The sequence below is a fragment of the Desulfoconvexum algidum genome (genome assembly GCF_055382125.1).
Genome location: NZ_AP042394.1, coordinates 2,626,150 through 2,641,570, shown reverse-complemented (window position 1 = coordinate 2,641,570; position 15,421 = coordinate 2,626,150). Strand labels below are relative to the sequence as shown.

Genomic DNA, 15,421 nt, shown 5'->3' with positions numbered 1-15,421 from the left:
AAATTCAAATAATAGTGTTATATTGCCTTTCCGTGAAACGTGAGGGATATGATATATTCCGCGTTTCCTTTGGGTCCCAGAATAGGGGAGGGCACCACATCATTAATCCCATATCCCCTGTCTCGAAAAAAAGATTGAATTTCATGAACCACCTTTTTTCTGATTTCCGGATCCTTTACAACACCACCCTTGCCGACATTTTCCTTTCCTGCTTCAAATTGGGGTTTGATCAACGCCAAAACCCCGGTTCCCGCCCGCATAAATTTTTCAGCTGCAGGAATAACTGTTTTAAGTGAAATAAAAGAGGTGTCTGCCACCACCATATCCACTTGTTCATTTATTGTTTCAAAGGCCAGATGCCGGATATTACTGCGTTCAATGACAACGACCCTGTCATCTTGCCTTAATTTCCAGGCCAGCTGCCCGTATCCCACATCCACGGCATACACTTTTTTTGCCCCAAACTGCAGGAGGCAGTCTGTAAATCCTCCGGTGGATGCACCGATGTCCAGACAAATAAGATTTTGCACACATATGGGAAAAGTTTTCAAGGCTTTTTCAAGTTTAAGTCCTCCCCGACTGACATAGGGGTTGTTATCTTGCTTAACAATTATACAAGCAAATGCATCCACCAGGGAACCTGGCTTATCAACCACAGTGTCGTTTACCAGGACCTTACCGGCCATGATCATGGCTTTTGCCCGGGGCCTTGAAGGAATCAACTCCTTTTCAACCAATAACAGGTCCAGCCTTTTTTTAAGCGTTTTTTTGGATACCATCTGCACCAGTCCTAGTTAAATCGGATCTTGTTAAATCGGGCCCTGCTAACTCTAAACCTGCTGCAACAATGGCGGAAGAATCCACCCCATACTCTTTTTTCAAAAGGTCCTGGGGACCATGCTCCACAAATTTATTATCAATACCGATTCGTTTGAATTCAAGATTCGTCATGCCGTTATCAGCATACATCTCCAAAATAGCAGATCCAAATCCACCGGCCAACATATGCTCTTCCACGGTAATAATTTTTTTAATTTTAGCGGCTTTTTCCAAAAAAAGTTGTGCATCAAGGGGTTTTACAAACCGGGCATTGATGACCATGGCAAAAATTCCCCTTTGGGCCAATTCTTTGGCTGCGGCAATTGCCTCATAAACAGACTGGCCAATGGCAATGATCATGAGATCATCCCCTTCTGAGACCACCTGGGCCTTGCCGATTTCAACGGGCTTAACATCTTCTAAGATTTCAACGCCCTGGCCCTTGCCCCGGGGATATCTCAAGGCAATGGGGCCGTCATGATTGATGGCGGTCAACAGCATCCTTGCCAATTCGTTTTCATCCATGGGCGACATGATGGTCATATTTGGCATACTTCTTAAATATGAGAAATCAAACAATCCGTGATGTGTGGGACCATCTTCTCCCACAATCCCCCCCCGATCAATGGCAAAAACCACCGGATGGGCATCAATACAGACATCGTGAAGGATCTGGTCATAGGCCCGCTGGAGAAAGGTGGAGTATATTGCCACCACGGGTTTTGCCCCCTTGGAAGCAAGGCCTGCAGAAAAGGTAACCGCATGCTGTTCGGCAATGCCCACATCAATAAACCGGTCTGCATATAATTTTGAAAATTCTGTTAACCCGGTTCCTTCGGGCATGGCAGCCGTCACCGCTACAATTTTCTCATTGGTTTTGGCAAATCGCACCATATGGGATCCAAACACCTGGGTGTAGGAGGGCAGGGGATTAGATTGTTTATTGCTTTTCCCCGTATCAACGGCAAAAGACCCCACGCCATGAAAATAGACGGGGTTTTTTTCCGCAGGCCCATACCCCTTTCCCTTGATGGTGGTCACATGGAGCAGCACCGGGGAATCCGGATTTTTAATATTGGTTAAAATATCAATCAAATGGTCCAGGTTATGGCCGTTAATCGGACCGAAATAATCAAAATTAAAGGCTTCAAACAGCATGCCGGGGGTGACAAAGGTTTTAAAGGATTCTTCCCACCGTTTGGCAATCTGGTACATGTCATCCCCGATTTTAGGGAGAGATTTTAAAAATACACCAAACTGGTTTCGCATGTTCTGGAGATACTTAGCAGATAAAGTCCGGCTCAAATAAGAAGACAGGGCCCCCACATTGGCAGAAATGGACATGTCGTTGTCATTGAGAATTACAATTTGGTTTCGTTTCAGATCGCCTGCCTGGTTCAGTCCCTCATAGGCAAGTCCTGCTGTCAAGGATCCATCCCCAATGACAGAAATCACATCGGACGGGTCATGGTTCAGGTACTTGGCATAACATATCCCAAGTCCTGCGGAAATAGAGGTGGATGAATGGCCCACGGTAAACCCGTCATAGGGGCTCTCCTTCATTTTTGTAAATCCGGATATCCCCTTGTATTGACGCAGGGTATCAAAACTCTTATTTCTTCCGGTAAGAAGTTTATGGGCATAGGCCTGGTGACCCACGTCCCAAATCAGGGTGTCTCGGGGAAGATCAAACACATAATGGATGGCAAGGGTCAGTTCAACAGCCCCCAGGCTCGAAGCCAGGTGGCCGCCGTTTTTGGAAACCACATCAATGATCCTGCTTCGGATCTCGGCTGCCAGCAAAGGCAGTTCATTGCGTGATAACTTTTTAATATCTTCAGACGTGTTTATTTGTTCAAGCAAACTCAATAGTTCTTACCTTAATTTAGTGATCTTGATTTAATGATCTCGGTTAATAATATAATTGGCAATGGCCCGCAAAGGGTCTGCTCGTTTATCAAATTTTGAAATAGCAGTAAGCGAGGTATCAACCAATTGCCTTGCATAGGCCCTGGATTGTTCAAGACCCAGAATACTGGGAAAGGTCATTTTATCATGCAAGGCATCAGACCCTATCGCTTTTCCCATAATGTCGGGATCTCCTTCCACATTTAAAATATCATCCATCACCTGAAAAGCAAGGCCGATATTATCAGCATAGACTCCAAGAGACGCAAGTGCCTGGGAATCGGCTTTTGCACTTAAAGCGCCTGCTTCTACACTGACACGTATCATCTGACCGGTTTTCAGGCCATGGATCTTTTTAAGATGATCTAGGAGATCTTGTTTATTCCCGATATTATTTCCGATATTATTTTGGGCAATGCTTGATTCAATGCTTGATTCAATAACCTGGGCCTGCATATCCAGCATCTGGCCTTCCACCATTCCGTTGACCCCGGCAGCAAGGCAAATCCGAGCCAAAATTTCCAGCAGGATTGATTTTTCCGGATAGAACTCAAACACAGTCGCAGGACGGGTCAACACATAAAAGGCGTGGGTTAAAAGGCCGTCCCCGGCCAGTATGGCCGTGGCCTCTGAAAATTTTTTATGACAGGTTAAAACCCCCCGTCTTAGATCATCATCATCCATGGCCGGCAAGTCATCATGTATAAGCGAATAGGTATGAATCATCTCTATGGCACAGCAGGCGGGCAGGGCAGTAAGGGGATTCCCCCCACAGGCCTGGGCGGCTGCCAACCCCAGCATGGGACGAAGGCGTTTTCCCCCGGCCATGAGCGAATGGGTCATGGCCTGAACCAATTCACGACTGGGGTCCAACTGGCCCAATATCTTTGCAAGGCAGTCCTCAACAAGGGTTTTATTGACCTTTAAATAGGCGGATAAATCAAATAAAAGCTCATTCATTGTCAAAGGGTTCTTCCTTCATGGACCCGTCATTGCCCCGGGTTAATTGGGTTATCTTTTTTTCTGTTTTATCCAGAATATCCAGACAATATTTGGAATGGGTTATGCCGGTTTCATATTTTTTTACGGCTTGTTCAAGGCTTAAATCTCCGGATTCCATTTCCCTAACGATTTCTTCGAGCTGCTTTAGGGCTATCTCAAATGTTTTTTTGGCCATTTAACGTTCCTCCACCCGGGTCACCAGGCGTCCTTTAGATAATACTAATTCAATTTTGTCGTCCAGGTCAACATCAGCGGCATCCATGAGTATTTTTTTCCCGGGTAAAATCCTTGCGATACTATACCCGCGATCCAAAACAGATATAGGGTTAAACGCACAAAGTTTTACCTCCATCTCCCTTACTTTTGTTTTCCAGGCAACGAGACGGCTGTCCATCCCTTGTCCCAGGGCAGCACTTAATCTGTCCACCTGTTTTTTGTGCTCCCTGATGGTTGCCAGAGGCGTTCTTGTCTCCAGGGTCTTTTGCAGCCAGGAGACCCGTTCCTTGTTATGTCGAACCCGGGTTTGAAGCGTTCGTTTCATCCGTTGGTCACATTCTTCAATTCGGTTTTTTAACTCATCTATTATGCGGTCGGGACTTTTGAGCCGGGAATTAAGGTCATCTAATTTTTGCTGAAAGAAATTTAGTCGTTGACCCATGCCATGGCTGAGAGATGCCGCAAGCTGGTTTATTCTTTGAAGCAATAGGTTTTTGTCGGGAAGGGCAAGTTCCGCTGCAGCAGAAGGGGTAGGGGCCCTGCAATCGGCCACAAAATCAGCAATGGTAAAATCGGTTTCATGACCCACCCCTGTAATAATGGGTATTTTTGATTCAAATATAGCCCTGGCAACCAATTCAGAATTAAAAGCGGCCAGATCTTCGATAGATCCGCCACCCCTGGCAAGGATAATAAGATCCGCCTTTTTTGAAGCAAGATTCACGGTTTCAATGGCCTTTGCAATCTCATCTTTTGCCGTGTCACCCTGAACTTTAACCGGCACAATTTGAAGATGACAGGAAGAAAACCGCCTGGAGGCCACATGGATGATATCCCGGACAGCCGCACCGGTCCCGGAAGTGATCACATTGATTTTAGACGGCAAAAAAGGTATCGGCTTTTTATGGGCCTCTTCAAAAAGCCCCTGGGATGCCAGTTTTTTTTTCAATTGTTCAAAGGCCACCTGCAGGGAACCAACCCCTTCAGGTTCCATGTGTTCAAAAATCAATTGATAGGATCCCCGGGGTTCATAGAGAGAAATTCTGGCAAGACCTACAATTTTCATGCCCGATTCCGGGGCAAACTTCAGGCCTCGTTTTTGATTTTTAAACATAACACAGGAGATGACGGCATTGGTATCTTTCAAGGAAAAATAGGAATGGCCCGAGGCAGGCGTGGCATAATTGGAGATTTCCCCAATAACCCATAAAAAAGGGAATCGTTCTTCAAGGAGAAATTTGATTTCCCTTGTCAGGGTCGAAACCGTATACATATGCCCATTATTTTTTGCTGCTGTTTTCATTTTGTTTAAACCCCAAGCAAATAGCAAAGTCATAATTTATAAAACAATGATATGTTTTTAACAATACTAATCTTGGGTTCTTTACAAAATTTAAGCGGTGGACATGGGCTTACAAAAAAAACCATATTTAAATTTTGTCTGATAATATATATTATGTTAACTTTCGTTTTTCTGTTAAGAACAGCAGACAAAATGAATGTTTAACCAAATTGTAATCTTGAATTATCCCCTTCCCGTGTTATATTACCTTTCAGCTAAGTGTTAAATTAAATTTTACCTCGGAGGAACCTATGAATCAAACATTTTCAAGCTCACAACCCAATGCACTGACAAAAGTCAATTCTTTTATCAGAAGCGTTTATAACTGGATGGCTGTCGGCCTTGGATTGACCGCCTTTGTTGCCTACTATGTTTCAAATAGCGAAGCTGCGATCCAGTTTGTTTTCGGCAATACAATGGTATTTTACGGGCTTATCATTGCAGAATTGGGATTTGTCTTTTACCTGAGTGCAAGGATACAAAAGATACAGGCGTCCACGGCAACCGCGCTCTTTGTCATCTATGCCGCATTGAACGGCGTTACCATGTCATTTATCTTCCTTGCATATACAAGCTCATCTATCGTCTCCACCTTTGTGGTATGTTCTATCACCTTTCTTGCCTGCAGTATCTACGGCATGATTACCAAACGGGATCTGACCTCCATGGGCGGATTTTTAACCATGGGACTTATTGGCATCATCATCGCCTCTGTGGTCAACATGTTCGTACAGAGCTCAGGAATGTCCATGCTCATCTCCTATGTGGGTGTCCTTGTTTTTGTCGGCCTGACAGCCTATGATACCCAGAAATTAAAAACAATGGCGGCCACCTTGCCCGACACAGCTTCCGGCGCCATGGTACGCAAAGGCGCTATCATGGGCGCCCTGTCATTATACCTTGATTTTATCAACCTGTTTCTCATGCTGCTGCGCATCATGGGTGGCAGCCGGGATTAAGACTTAAAAAAAATTATAACATTAAAAAAAGGGTGATCCGTTTGGGGTCACCCTTTTTTTGTCTTTGTTTGTCTTTTTTTTATATTTTTAGCGCATAAGCCCTTAAATATTTTCTCTTATCGCCTTGCAGATATCCGCACAAAAGCCTTGGGTCTGCTTCTCATCAGGGCCCTCCACCATCACCCTCAACAAGGGCTGGGTCCCTGAATACCGCACCAGAACTCGGCCCTTACCAAGAAGTTGATCTTCAACGTCTTGTATGGTTTTGGCAATGGGCACAATTTTGGTAAAGTCAGGCCGGGATGCATCCACCTCAACATTCATCAAAACCTGGGGATAAACAACCATAATTGAAGCCAAATCCGACAAACGCTTGCCGGTTTCCACCATAACCTCCAAAAGCTTCAGAGCGGACAACATCCCATCCCCCGTGGTGTGATCCTGCAAAAAGATCATATGCCCTGAATCTTCCCCCCCCATAACAGCGCCGGATCGGCCCATTTCTTCTAAAACCTTTCTATCCCCTACATCTGATTTTAAGTGTTTAATATCAAGTGTTTCAAGCGCTTTTGTCAAACCAATATTGCTCATAGTTGTGCTTACAACTATATTGTTTTTCAATTGATCCTTTTCTTTTGCAAACTTGGCACAGATGGCAAGTATCCCATCTCCTGTAATCTCATTGCCTCGCTCATCAATGGCAATGAGACGATCTGCATCCCCATCAAAGGCAAGGCCGATATTTGCCCCTTCCCTTAACACCCTGTCTTTAAGATCCCGGGTATGCTGGGATCCACAATTATCATTGATATTGATGCCATTGGGCCTGTCATGAATGAATTGCACATCAAACAACGGATCATTGAACACCAGGTGACTGACATTGGAAGCCGCCCCATTGGATGCGTCAATTACAATTTTAATCGGGACAATTTTGATCGAGCTATTTTTGACCCGATTTTTATCCTGGGAATCATGTTTCCTGAATGGAAACTTCTTGAGCAAAAAATCTGCATACGAGTCTAAACTATCTGAAATTATTGATATTTTTCCAACCCTGCCCCGTGGAACATTTTTTTCTTCCAGTATATGGGATTCGATTTGTGCCTCCTGGGCATCACTGAGCTTTACCCCGCCCTGGCCAAAAATTTTAATCCCGTTGTCATGATAGGGATTATGGGAAGCCGAGATGACAATCCCTGCACCCACCCCCTCTATACAGGTACTTAAATACGCCACCCCGGGCGTGGGTATCACACCTGCCAAAAGCACATCAACACCAACACAAGCAATGCCTGCGGCCAGGGCTGATTCGAGCATGTCGCCGCTTTCACGGGTATCTTTTCCAATGACAACCGCTCCCTGCCCAGTCTTTTGTGCCAGCAGGCCCACAGCCTGTCCTGTTTTCAATGCTATTTCACAGGTAATAGGATAAAGGTTTGCCCTGCCCCGGATACCATCTGTCCCAAAAAGTTTTCCCATTTAGAATTTGTTCCTGTTTTTTATAAAATGTGGTTCATATCTATCCCGGGTAATACCGCTACCTGGGATTTAGTCGTTTGACGTAAAGACCAACAAGGGGGTCGTGATTTTTTCTTCAATCTCATAAAGCCATTTGCTTCCTGCCACTGAAACCCTTGGATCAAGATCCTTTATAACAGGAAGATAGTGTTGTCCTTTGGCTGTAATCGCCAGCTCAATTGCCTTTACAAATGACTCCCCCTCCCTTGTCATCTGATCTGAAACCAGATTCTCATTGAAAAGATCCTCTGATTTGTTCAGCATTTCAACGGCAGTATCATGCAAACAAATGGCCTTGGTTTCTTTACCTTTACTGCCGGCCAATAAAATTTGCCTTGAAATCGTCAACTTTTCATTAAGGCCTTTTAATCTCTTTATTCGCTCTTCAATGCAATCGGATAAATTTTGCTGCATCCCCAAAAGGAGCTGTCCTGACAAATAATCATGGACAAAAAGGGGCCTGACATGATGGTACCAGGATTTTAGAGATATCAACCCAGCTATATACGCAATATTATTGTTAACAATATTCTCCACCCCGGAATATACCCCCACCCGGCGGGGAAGGGAAACTTCCTTGAATCCGCCGCCTAAAATCATCCGGTCATTTTTAAGTTCATTTTTCCGAATAATGGACCCGGCAGCGGTTATACAGCCGTATCCCATTCGAAGGGGTCCCACAACCCCCCCCTGCCCGCCCAGGAATATAGGCCTTTGTTTCAGCATAACCCCCTGGTGAACATTTCCCATCATGGAGGCGGTGGCCTTGTCCTGGTTGGGGGTATAATTAAAATGGATAAAGGAAGATCCCACCTCGGAATGATCTCGCCGACTGGTGCCGCCGGCCATGAAGCAATCACAAAAATTAATCAAACTACCCAGGGTAACAAAGGGAAATAAAATGGTCTGCTTTAATCCCACCGTATGGGCGGCACTGGCTTCCTCCTCCAGAATAGTTCCCTTTCTGACATGCCCCCCGGATCCAAATACATTAGCGCCGGCAAAAACAGCATCCTGGAAAAATCCGCCATCCAGCCGGGTGTTCGCCCCCACCTGGGTATTTTCCATGGTAACCGGTGCCTCATATCCAATCCGGGAATTGGGCAGAATCAAAGATCTGGCGCCGATTATTTTAGTGCCGGAATAGAGGGTAACCCCCTGCCCTGATATTTTGTCTATATTAACATCATCACCGATATAAACCGATTCGGGATTGGGAATACGTACCCCTTTTTGACGAAGCAGATCTACTTTTTTATTTTCCATAAATCCAGTATTAGTTATCTTAGGGTTTAGTTGTCAAGGGTTTTTCCATCGTACCGGCAGTTAGCCAGGTAAAGCTATTAATTCATTCCCATAAAACGGGTTGGTTTATTATTAGGAATAAGCAATATGCCTTGACAGCTTTAATATATTATCAGATAATTTTTTGAAAATTGATTAATTTTAATTGGAGAGCTAACTTCGGTCAAAACCCGAATTTTAAGTCTTTACGGAATACAGTTTTAAACCTTGACGGGGATCGTTCAATAACGCATCCGAGGTAAAATAATGGTCCAAAAAGTTTTTATGAATAAAAATAATATGGCCACGTTCTCCTGTCCTGAATGCGGGAAAACGAGGCAAATGGATGTTTCCAAATTTCGTCATATCGAAAAAAAAATAAAATTAAACTACACATGCATTTGTAAACATAAATTTTCTGTGATTCTTGAAAGACGGCAATCCGTCAGACACAAGATATCCCTGAAAGGACATATTATAAAGGGTTTGAAAAAATCTGCCATCCTAGTGGTTGATATTTCCAGATTCGGTTTAAAAATAAAATGTATCGAACAACTTGAACTAAAAGTGGGTGAAAAAATTTTTGTTGAATTTATACTTGATGATTTAAAATTATCGAAAATATACAAGGGTGTAATTGTGAGAACCATATCTTCCGTAGAAGTTAGTGCTCAATTTGAATCTTCGGATCATTACGACAAACTGGGACCGTATCTTCTTTTTCATTTTAGTTAGTGACAGGGGTGTGCAGTTTTTCCACAACCTTAAGTTGATATTTAAAAAAACAAATCGTGAAGCTACATGGGTAGCGGAAAAACAAGTACAAAATACCATTGCCATCAGAAGAAAGATTTTGTAACTTTTATATGAAACAGGAGGGTAAAATGCTGTCAAAGGGCCTGCTCCATCCAGATAGTTCCCATGACCAGGGTATATTTAAGGATTTGACTGAACACGCGATCTGTTTTGAAACCCAATCCTATCATTTAAAGCATCTCGTCGGGCAACCCGAAAGGTTTGCAAAATTTTCTCTTAAAATCAAAGATTTTTTTCTGGATTTTTCCCGCCAGCGACTGGATGAACATGTCTTCAATTCCTTGATTCAACTGGCAAAAGAGACAAAAGCCTGCCAGCACTTTTCAGACATGGCAGTGGGCAAACTTGTAAATACAACTGAACAAAGAGCAGCTCTTCATACCGGGGCACGGGAATTTTCAAAGCACGATCTGAAGGTGGGTAATATAGATGTTAGTTCCGAGATGGACAGGGTCAACCGTGAAATAAAAAACTTTTCTTTGGCTGTCCACCAGGGAACGCTAAAAGGCAGCACAGGCAAGTGTTTTACCCAGGCAGTTGTCATTGGTATCGGCGGATCCTATCTGGGGTGTGAGTTTGCATTTGAAGCCTTGAAACAATCCATTGATCCGAAAATAATCCTTCACTTTTTACCCAATGTGGATATTGATAATTTTAATAGCATTATAAAAAAAATTGACCCGGAAACCTGTTTGTGGATCGTGATCTCAAAATCCTATACCACCACGGAAACCATGGCCAACCTTGCCCAGGCACAATTGTTTTTAAAGACCCATGGCCTTTTCCCTGAAGATCACCTGGTGACGGTGACAGCCAAGGGAAGCCCGGGGGATGATCCTTTAAATCCGGTTCTGGCCGCCTTTCATATGTTTGATTTTATCGGGGGTCGCTTCTCTGTGACCTCGGCTGTGGGAGGGGTGCCCTTAAGCCTTGCCTTTGGGTTTGACAGTTTTGAAAGATTTTTAAAGGGCTGCCATGCCATGGACATCCATGCACTGACAGCACCTGAATCCCAAAATATCCCGCTGGTGGCTGCCCTGATCAGTATCTGGAACACCTTTTTTCTCCATTATCCTGCCCAGGCAATCATCCCCTATTCCAGCGGATTATCAAAATTACCGGCCCATATACAGCAGCTTTACATGGAAAGCATCGGCAAGCACGCGTCCCGGGACGGCCAATTTCTCATCCAACCTGCAGGCTCCATTATCTTCGGGGAACCCGGAACCAATGCCCAGCATTCTTTCTTCCAGCTAGCCCACCAGGGGCCAGCCTTTCCCATTGAATTTATCGGCGTTGTCAAACCTGCCTATACAGGAGCGTGTGCCGAATCAAAAGGCGTGAGCAATCACCAGGAACTGTGGGCCAATATGATTGCCCAGACCCTGGCCCTGGCCATTGGCAAAGAAGACACGGTTCCGGCAAAATCTTTTGACGGCAACAGGCCCTCGTCCCTGATCCTCATCAAAGACCTGTCCCCGGAAAGCCTGGGGAACTTATTGGCTTTTTATGAAGCCAAAACTGTGTTCGAAGGATTTATTCTGGGCCTTAATCCCTTTGACCAGTTTGGAGTGGAGTTGGGCAAAGTTCTGGCAACTGATATCAGGCGAGAAATCCAACTCAAAAACCAATCCCTGAAGAATAAATGGACCAATGAATTAAATTATAATTTTGAGCACTTGGAAGATGCAAAAAAATTTTATTTAGATACCTTATTCAAAGGTTCGCTGGAATAAGTCTTGGAATTTTCTTTCCATCACCAAAGGGCTCACGAAAAAATAACCAGAGCCCTTTGGTAAATTATGACCCGTTACAAAAACCGGTAGACACAAGCACCCCAGGTAAGCCCGGCCCCAAGTGCGGCAAAGAGCACGGTCTCTCCGGATTTGCCGATTCGTCCCTGTTCAATGGCTTCATTGAGGGCAATGGGAATACTGGCAGCAGTGGTATTACCGTATTTTTCAATATTATGAAAGATCTTGTCTTCGGGAAGTTTTAAGAACTGCCCAAAGGCCTGGTTGATTCTCTTGTTTGCCTGGTGGGGAATAACAAGGTCAATCTGGTCAAGGCCGATTCCAGCCTTTGCAAGGGCTTCATGGGATACCTTTGGCAGCAGGCGAACCGCTTTTTTGAAAATACTGGGTCCGTCCATGACGGGAAAATACCGGGGATCGTCAAGGGGAACACCCGGCGGATTACGCTGGGGAAGACGTGATGCCGGCAGTTCAGCCATCAAGGATTCTGCAAAATTTCCATCGGTATGAAGAGCCGAGGCCAAGAGACCTACGCTCTCTTGGGTATCAACCCCTTCGATGCAGACAGCACCGGCTCCGTCCCCGAAAATAACGGTAACATCCCTGCCCCGGGTAGATTTATCCAGCCCGGAAGAATGAACTTCTCCGCCCACCAAAAGCACCTTTTTGGCAAGACCGGTCTTGATGTAAGCATCTGCTGTAGCAAATCCATATAAAAAACCCGTGCACTGCTGACGGATGTCCAGGGTCGGGGTTGAATTCAATCCCAGCTTGGCCGCCAGAAGACATCCGCATCCCGGAAACATGATGTCCGGGCTCAGGGTGGCAAATAGGATAAAATCCAAATCCTCGGCAGTCCATCCGGCTTGGTCAAGTGCCTGTTTGGCTGCTTCAAATCCAAGATCAGATGCTCCGGTAACGCCTTCTTGCTCTATCCAATATCTTTGTTTAATACCGGTACGCTTCTGGATCCACTCATCAGAGGTCTCCATCATTTTTTCAAGATCTTTATTGGTCACCAGGTTTGGGGGAACAAATTTACCCGTACCTCTTATAATGCTTTTTATCATTTATACTCCCTCGTGTGTGCTATGCAAAAGTATCAATTGCTAAATATTAAATACTGCTATATTATTCACGCCTTATAATATTTATTTGTTATTTAGGCAAGAAACTTAACTAAAACCAATTATAATTATAAAAATCAATTATAATTTAAGGAAACCGTGTTTACACAATCATTCATGCTTTTAACCGGCCTTGTCCTGCTCTATTTTGGATCTTCCATTCTGGTAGAGGGTGCGGCATCCACGGCCGTCATGTTTGCGGTTCGCCCTGTCATAATTGGGCTTACCATCGTTTCCCTTGCCACATCGGCCCCGGAACTTCTGGTCAGTCTTGTGGCAGCCTATAAAGGGTCCGGCGGTATTTCAATCGGCAATATTTTGGGAAGCAATGTAATTAATATTGCCCTTGTACTCGGCGTTTCCGCTGTTATACGACCGGTTCCCATCAGCCGGCAGGTGGTTAGAATTGAAATCCCCTATATGATTTTTATCTCGGTAGTTTTTTGGGTGCTGTGTATGGATTCCAATATTAACAGGATTGACGGAATTGTTCTCATCTTTTTTTTGAGTGTTTTTCTGATCTACGGCTTCCTTACAGCCAAAGACAAATCCAATGGGCAAACCCCTCCTATGGACCGACCCCTTAAACAATTGCTCAAAAATCTTTTTTTTATTGTCCTGGGGATTATCATGCTCTCCCTGGGTGCCAATTTTGTTGTAAAAGAAGCCATTGTCATTGCCAGCCAAATGGGTCTTTCCCAAACATTTATTGGTATCTCCGTGGTCGCCCTTGGCACCTCCCTGCCGGAACTTGCCACCTCTGCCGTTGCAGCGGCCAGGGGGGAAAGTGATATTTCAGTGGGTAATGTGGTGGGATCCAACTTGTTTAATATCTGCCTGGTCATGGGAGTGGTCGGCCTTTTCAACCCCATGTCCATTGACCCCTCACTCCACGGATTTGAGTTTCCTTTCATGATCTTTATCTGTTTTGTCCTGGGAATTATGGCCTTTATAAAAAAAGGGGTTAACAAACCCGGCGGCATCCTGTTTATCCTCTTATTTTTTATTTATATCATAGTGTCCTATATAAAATAGTTAACAATTTCGTCGTTTTTTGATTTTTTCCTTGCAAGTCCCAACAAATCTATTATATGGACTGTTAATAATGCAAATATTCTTTCTAACCTAAGGGGTATAGAATGACCAACCCGAAACGACTTTTAATAGTCGACGATAATGAAGATATCCTGTCCACTTTTTACGAATTTTTCAATTCAATGGGATATGAAGTAAAAACTGCGGTGGATGGGTTTGTCGCTTTGAAATTATTAAGGGATGAAGCCCTGTTTTTTGATTGCCTGATCACAGACCTTGTTATGCCCAATATTAGTGGTGTGGGACTTATTACCATTGTAAAAAAAGAATTTACCCACCTGAAAATAATTGCCATAACCGGTTATGGCGATCAACCCGGGGCCCTGGCATCTGAAGCGAAAGCGGATATTGTGCTTTTCAAACCCATAGATTTATTCAAGATTGAAGACACGGTCGCAAGCCTTCTGAGCGATGATAACCACAACCTAAAAAAGTAAAGCAAACCTATGAGTACACCCCTGATCGGCGTCAGCAAATCAATGTTAAAGATTAAGGAACTGATTAACCATGTAGCCAACACCTGCCTTAATGTATTGATTACCGGTGAAACAGGGGTGGGAAAAGAAGTGGTGGCACAAAGCCTGTATACTGAATCCAATCGATCTACACAGCATTTTGTTAAAATAAATTGTGCGGCATTGCCGGAAACCCTTCTGGAAAGCGAACTCTACGGGTATGAAAAAGGCGCCTTTACAGGTGCCCATAAAAAACGCCCCGGCAAATTTCAGACTGCTGACAAGGGGGTGCTTTTTCTGGATGAAATTGGTGACATGCCCCTGGCGCTTCAATCAAAAATGCTCCATGTACTTCAAAGCGGTGAGTTTTCGCCCTTGGGATCTGATCAGGATTTTAAAACCGATGTGTGGGTGATTGCCGCAACAAACCATAACCTGGAAGAAGCCATCAGGGCAAAAACATTCAGGGAGGATCTTTTTTACCGGCTCAATATCATTAAGATTGAGATCCCTCCCCTGCGACAAAGAAAAGAAGATATTCCCTCGCTTATTGAATATTATTTTCGATTATACAAAACAGAATACCCCAATAATATGGGCAGCAAACCCGATGCCGAAACCCTGAATCGTTTGTGTAACTACCCCTGGCCCGGCAATGTAAGGCAGTTGCAAAACTGCATTAAAAAACAGATGGTCGTAAACTCATGGGATAAAATTTTTGAAGAACTGCCCAGTGAACATCCCCAGGACATTCCCCAGGACATTTCCAATCCTTTGGCCCATGAATCCAATCTTTTTCATCACAATAAAGAAACAAATGATCGGATGAGTATCATCTCTGAATTTGTCGATCTGTCCACCAGTTCCGAAAAATTATTTGAAGACATCTCCTTGAAAAAAATCAAAAAACTGGCCTCTGACCGGGTGGAGAAGGAAGTCATCACCTTTGTTCTTGGACGAGTGGGTTGGAACCGATCTAAAGCTGCTAAAATACTCAAGATCAGCTATAAAACGCTCCTGTACAAAATGAGTGAGTTTGAAGTTGACCCCCCCGTAAAATAGTTGTTCTGTTTTTTTTTATTCTTTACTTCATCTTTATTTTTAAATATAGACTAAATGTATG

General features: G+C 44.1%; 14 protein-coding genes. 6 read left to right on the top strand and 8 right to left on the bottom strand.

What is annotated here, in order from left to right; translation table 11 throughout:
- Window positions 1-17 precede the first annotated feature (17 nt).
- The 5 genes from ACZ45G_RS12165 to xseA are packed head-to-tail and all read right to left on the bottom strand — an operon-like array spanning window position 18 to window position 5,248.
- Window positions 18-779 carry a TlyA family RNA methyltransferase gene (locus tag ACZ45G_RS12165; protein ID WP_464178443.1) on the bottom strand — a complete coding sequence of 254 codons (762 nt, stop codon included), beginning with the start codon at window positions 777-779 and terminating at the stop codon, window positions 18-20.
- Window positions 757-2,688, bottom strand: a complete 1,932-nt coding sequence (gene dxs / locus ACZ45G_RS12160) for a 1-deoxy-D-xylulose-5-phosphate synthase (RefSeq protein ID WP_464178441.1) — start codon at window positions 2,686-2,688, stop codon at window positions 757-759. The genes ACZ45G_RS12165 and dxs overlap by 23 nt, the downstream gene beginning before the upstream one ends.
- Window positions 2,689-2,718: 30 nt before the next feature.
- Entirely contained in the window at window positions 2,719-3,687 is a 969-nt protein-coding gene (locus ACZ45G_RS12155; protein ID WP_464178439.1) for a polyprenyl synthetase family protein, read from the bottom strand.
- The gene (gene xseB, locus ACZ45G_RS12150) at window positions 3,680-3,904 is read right to left on the bottom strand and encodes an exodeoxyribonuclease VII small subunit (protein WP_464178437.1); all 225 of its coding nucleotides are present in this window, start codon (window positions 3,902-3,904) and stop codon (window positions 3,680-3,682) included. Before xseB ends, ACZ45G_RS12155 begins: the two co-directional genes overlap by 8 nt.
- Window positions 3,905-5,248 (bottom strand): exodeoxyribonuclease VII large subunit, encoded by a 1,344-nt coding sequence (gene xseA / locus ACZ45G_RS12145; RefSeq protein WP_464178435.1) that lies wholly within the window; start codon window positions 5,246-5,248, stop codon window positions 3,905-3,907. It abuts the gene before it with no gap.
- A 290-nt stretch (window positions 5,249-5,538) separates the two neighbouring features.
- On the opposite strand from xseA, the gene ACZ45G_RS12140 reads away from it, so the two are divergent.
- Complete coding sequence (locus ACZ45G_RS12140) at window positions 5,539-6,246, top strand: Bax inhibitor-1/YccA family protein (protein WP_464178433.1); 708 nt, start codon at window positions 5,539-5,541, stop codon at window positions 6,244-6,246.
- A 102-nt stretch (window positions 6,247-6,348) separates the two neighbouring features.
- On the opposite strand, the gene glmM is transcribed toward ACZ45G_RS12140, so the two are convergent.
- Window positions 6,349-7,728, bottom strand: a complete 1,380-nt coding sequence (gene glmM / locus ACZ45G_RS12135; RefSeq protein WP_464178431.1) for a phosphoglucosamine mutase — start codon at window positions 7,726-7,728, stop codon at window positions 6,349-6,351.
- Window positions 7,729-7,797: 69 nt separating this feature from the next.
- Window positions 7,798-9,033: a protein GlmU gene (locus tag ACZ45G_RS12130; protein ID WP_464178429.1), complete on the bottom strand. Its 1,236-nt coding sequence runs from the start codon at window positions 9,031-9,033 to the stop codon at window positions 7,798-7,800.
- Window positions 9,034-9,318: 285 nt separating this feature from the next.
- Here ACZ45G_RS12130 and ACZ45G_RS12125 point away from each other — a divergent pair, with 285 nt between their 5' ends.
- Both ACZ45G_RS12125 and ACZ45G_RS12120 read left to right on the top strand, forming a co-directional pair.
- Window positions 9,319-9,786 carry a PilZ domain-containing protein gene (locus tag ACZ45G_RS12125; protein WP_464178427.1) on the top strand — a complete coding sequence of 156 codons (468 nt, stop codon included), beginning with the start codon at window positions 9,319-9,321 and terminating at the stop codon, window positions 9,784-9,786.
- Window positions 9,787-9,935: 149 nt separating this feature from the next.
- A complete protein-coding gene (locus tag ACZ45G_RS12120) occupies window positions 9,936-11,603 on the top strand; it encodes a glucose-6-phosphate isomerase (protein WP_464178425.1) in 1,668 nt (555 codons plus the stop codon).
- 74 nt (window positions 11,604-11,677) lie between these two features.
- Here ACZ45G_RS12120 and ACZ45G_RS12115 read toward each other — a convergent pair whose 3' ends face one another.
- Window positions 11,678-12,691 carry a 3-oxoacyl-ACP synthase III family protein gene (locus ACZ45G_RS12115; protein WP_464178423.1) on the bottom strand — a complete coding sequence of 338 codons (1,014 nt, stop codon included), beginning with the start codon at window positions 12,689-12,691 and terminating at the stop codon, window positions 11,678-11,680.
- A gap of 156 nt (window positions 12,692-12,847) precedes the next feature.
- On the opposite strand from ACZ45G_RS12115, the gene ACZ45G_RS12110 reads away from it, so the two are divergent.
- From ACZ45G_RS12110 to ACZ45G_RS12100, 3 genes are all read left to right on the top strand, one after another.
- On the top strand, window positions 12,848-13,783 hold the full coding sequence (locus tag ACZ45G_RS12110; protein WP_464178421.1) for a calcium/sodium antiporter: 936 nt from the start codon (window positions 12,848-12,850) through the stop codon (window positions 13,781-13,783).
- 104 nt (window positions 13,784-13,887) lie between these two features.
- Window positions 13,888-14,280: a response regulator gene (locus tag ACZ45G_RS12105; RefSeq protein ID WP_464178420.1), complete on the top strand. Its 393-nt coding sequence runs from the start codon at window positions 13,888-13,890 to the stop codon at window positions 14,278-14,280.
- 9 nt (window positions 14,281-14,289) lie between these two features.
- Window positions 14,290-15,360: a sigma-54 interaction domain-containing protein gene (locus ACZ45G_RS12100; RefSeq protein WP_464178418.1), complete on the top strand. Its 1,071-nt coding sequence runs from the start codon at window positions 14,290-14,292 to the stop codon at window positions 15,358-15,360.
- Window positions 15,361-15,421: the final 61 nt, after the last annotated feature.

Excerpts from the sequence above, each read along its gene's own strand:
- ACZ45G_RS12165 (WP_464178443.1), bottom strand. The coding sequence starts at position 779 with ATGGTATCCAAAAAAACGCTTAAAAAAAGGCTGGACCTGTTATTGGTT.
- ACZ45G_RS12155 (WP_464178439.1), bottom strand. The coding sequence starts at position 3,687 with ATGAATGAGCTTTTATTTGATTTATCCGCCTATTTAAAGGTCAATAAA.
- xseB (WP_464178437.1), bottom strand. The coding sequence starts at position 3,904 with ATGGCCAAAAAAACATTTGAGATAGCCCTAAAGCAGCTCGAAGAAATC.
- xseA (WP_464178435.1), bottom strand. The coding sequence starts at position 5,248 with ATGAAAACAGCAGCAAAAAATAATGGGCATATGTATACGGTTTCGACC.
- ACZ45G_RS12140 (WP_464178433.1), top strand. The coding sequence starts at position 5,539 with ATGAATCAAACATTTTCAAGCTCACAACCCAATGCACTGACAAAAGTC.
- glmM (WP_464178431.1), bottom strand. The coding sequence starts at position 7,728 with ATGGGAAAACTTTTTGGGACAGATGGTATCCGGGGCAGGGCAAACCTT.
- ACZ45G_RS12130 (WP_464178429.1), bottom strand. The coding sequence starts at position 9,033 with ATGGAAAATAAAAAAGTAGATCTGCTTCGTCAAAAAGGGGTACGTATT.
- ACZ45G_RS12125 (WP_464178427.1), top strand. The coding sequence starts at position 9,319 with ATGGTCCAAAAAGTTTTTATGAATAAAAATAATATGGCCACGTTCTCC.
- ACZ45G_RS12120 (WP_464178425.1), top strand. The coding sequence starts at position 9,936 with ATGCTGTCAAAGGGCCTGCTCCATCCAGATAGTTCCCATGACCAGGGT.
- ACZ45G_RS12115 (WP_464178423.1), bottom strand. The coding sequence starts at position 12,691 with ATGATAAAAAGCATTATAAGAGGTACGGGTAAATTTGTTCCCCCAAAC.
- ACZ45G_RS12105 (WP_464178420.1), top strand. The coding sequence starts at position 13,888 with ATGACCAACCCGAAACGACTTTTAATAGTCGACGATAATGAAGATATC.
- ACZ45G_RS12100 (WP_464178418.1), top strand. The coding sequence starts at position 14,290 with ATGAGTACACCCCTGATCGGCGTCAGCAAATCAATGTTAAAGATTAAG.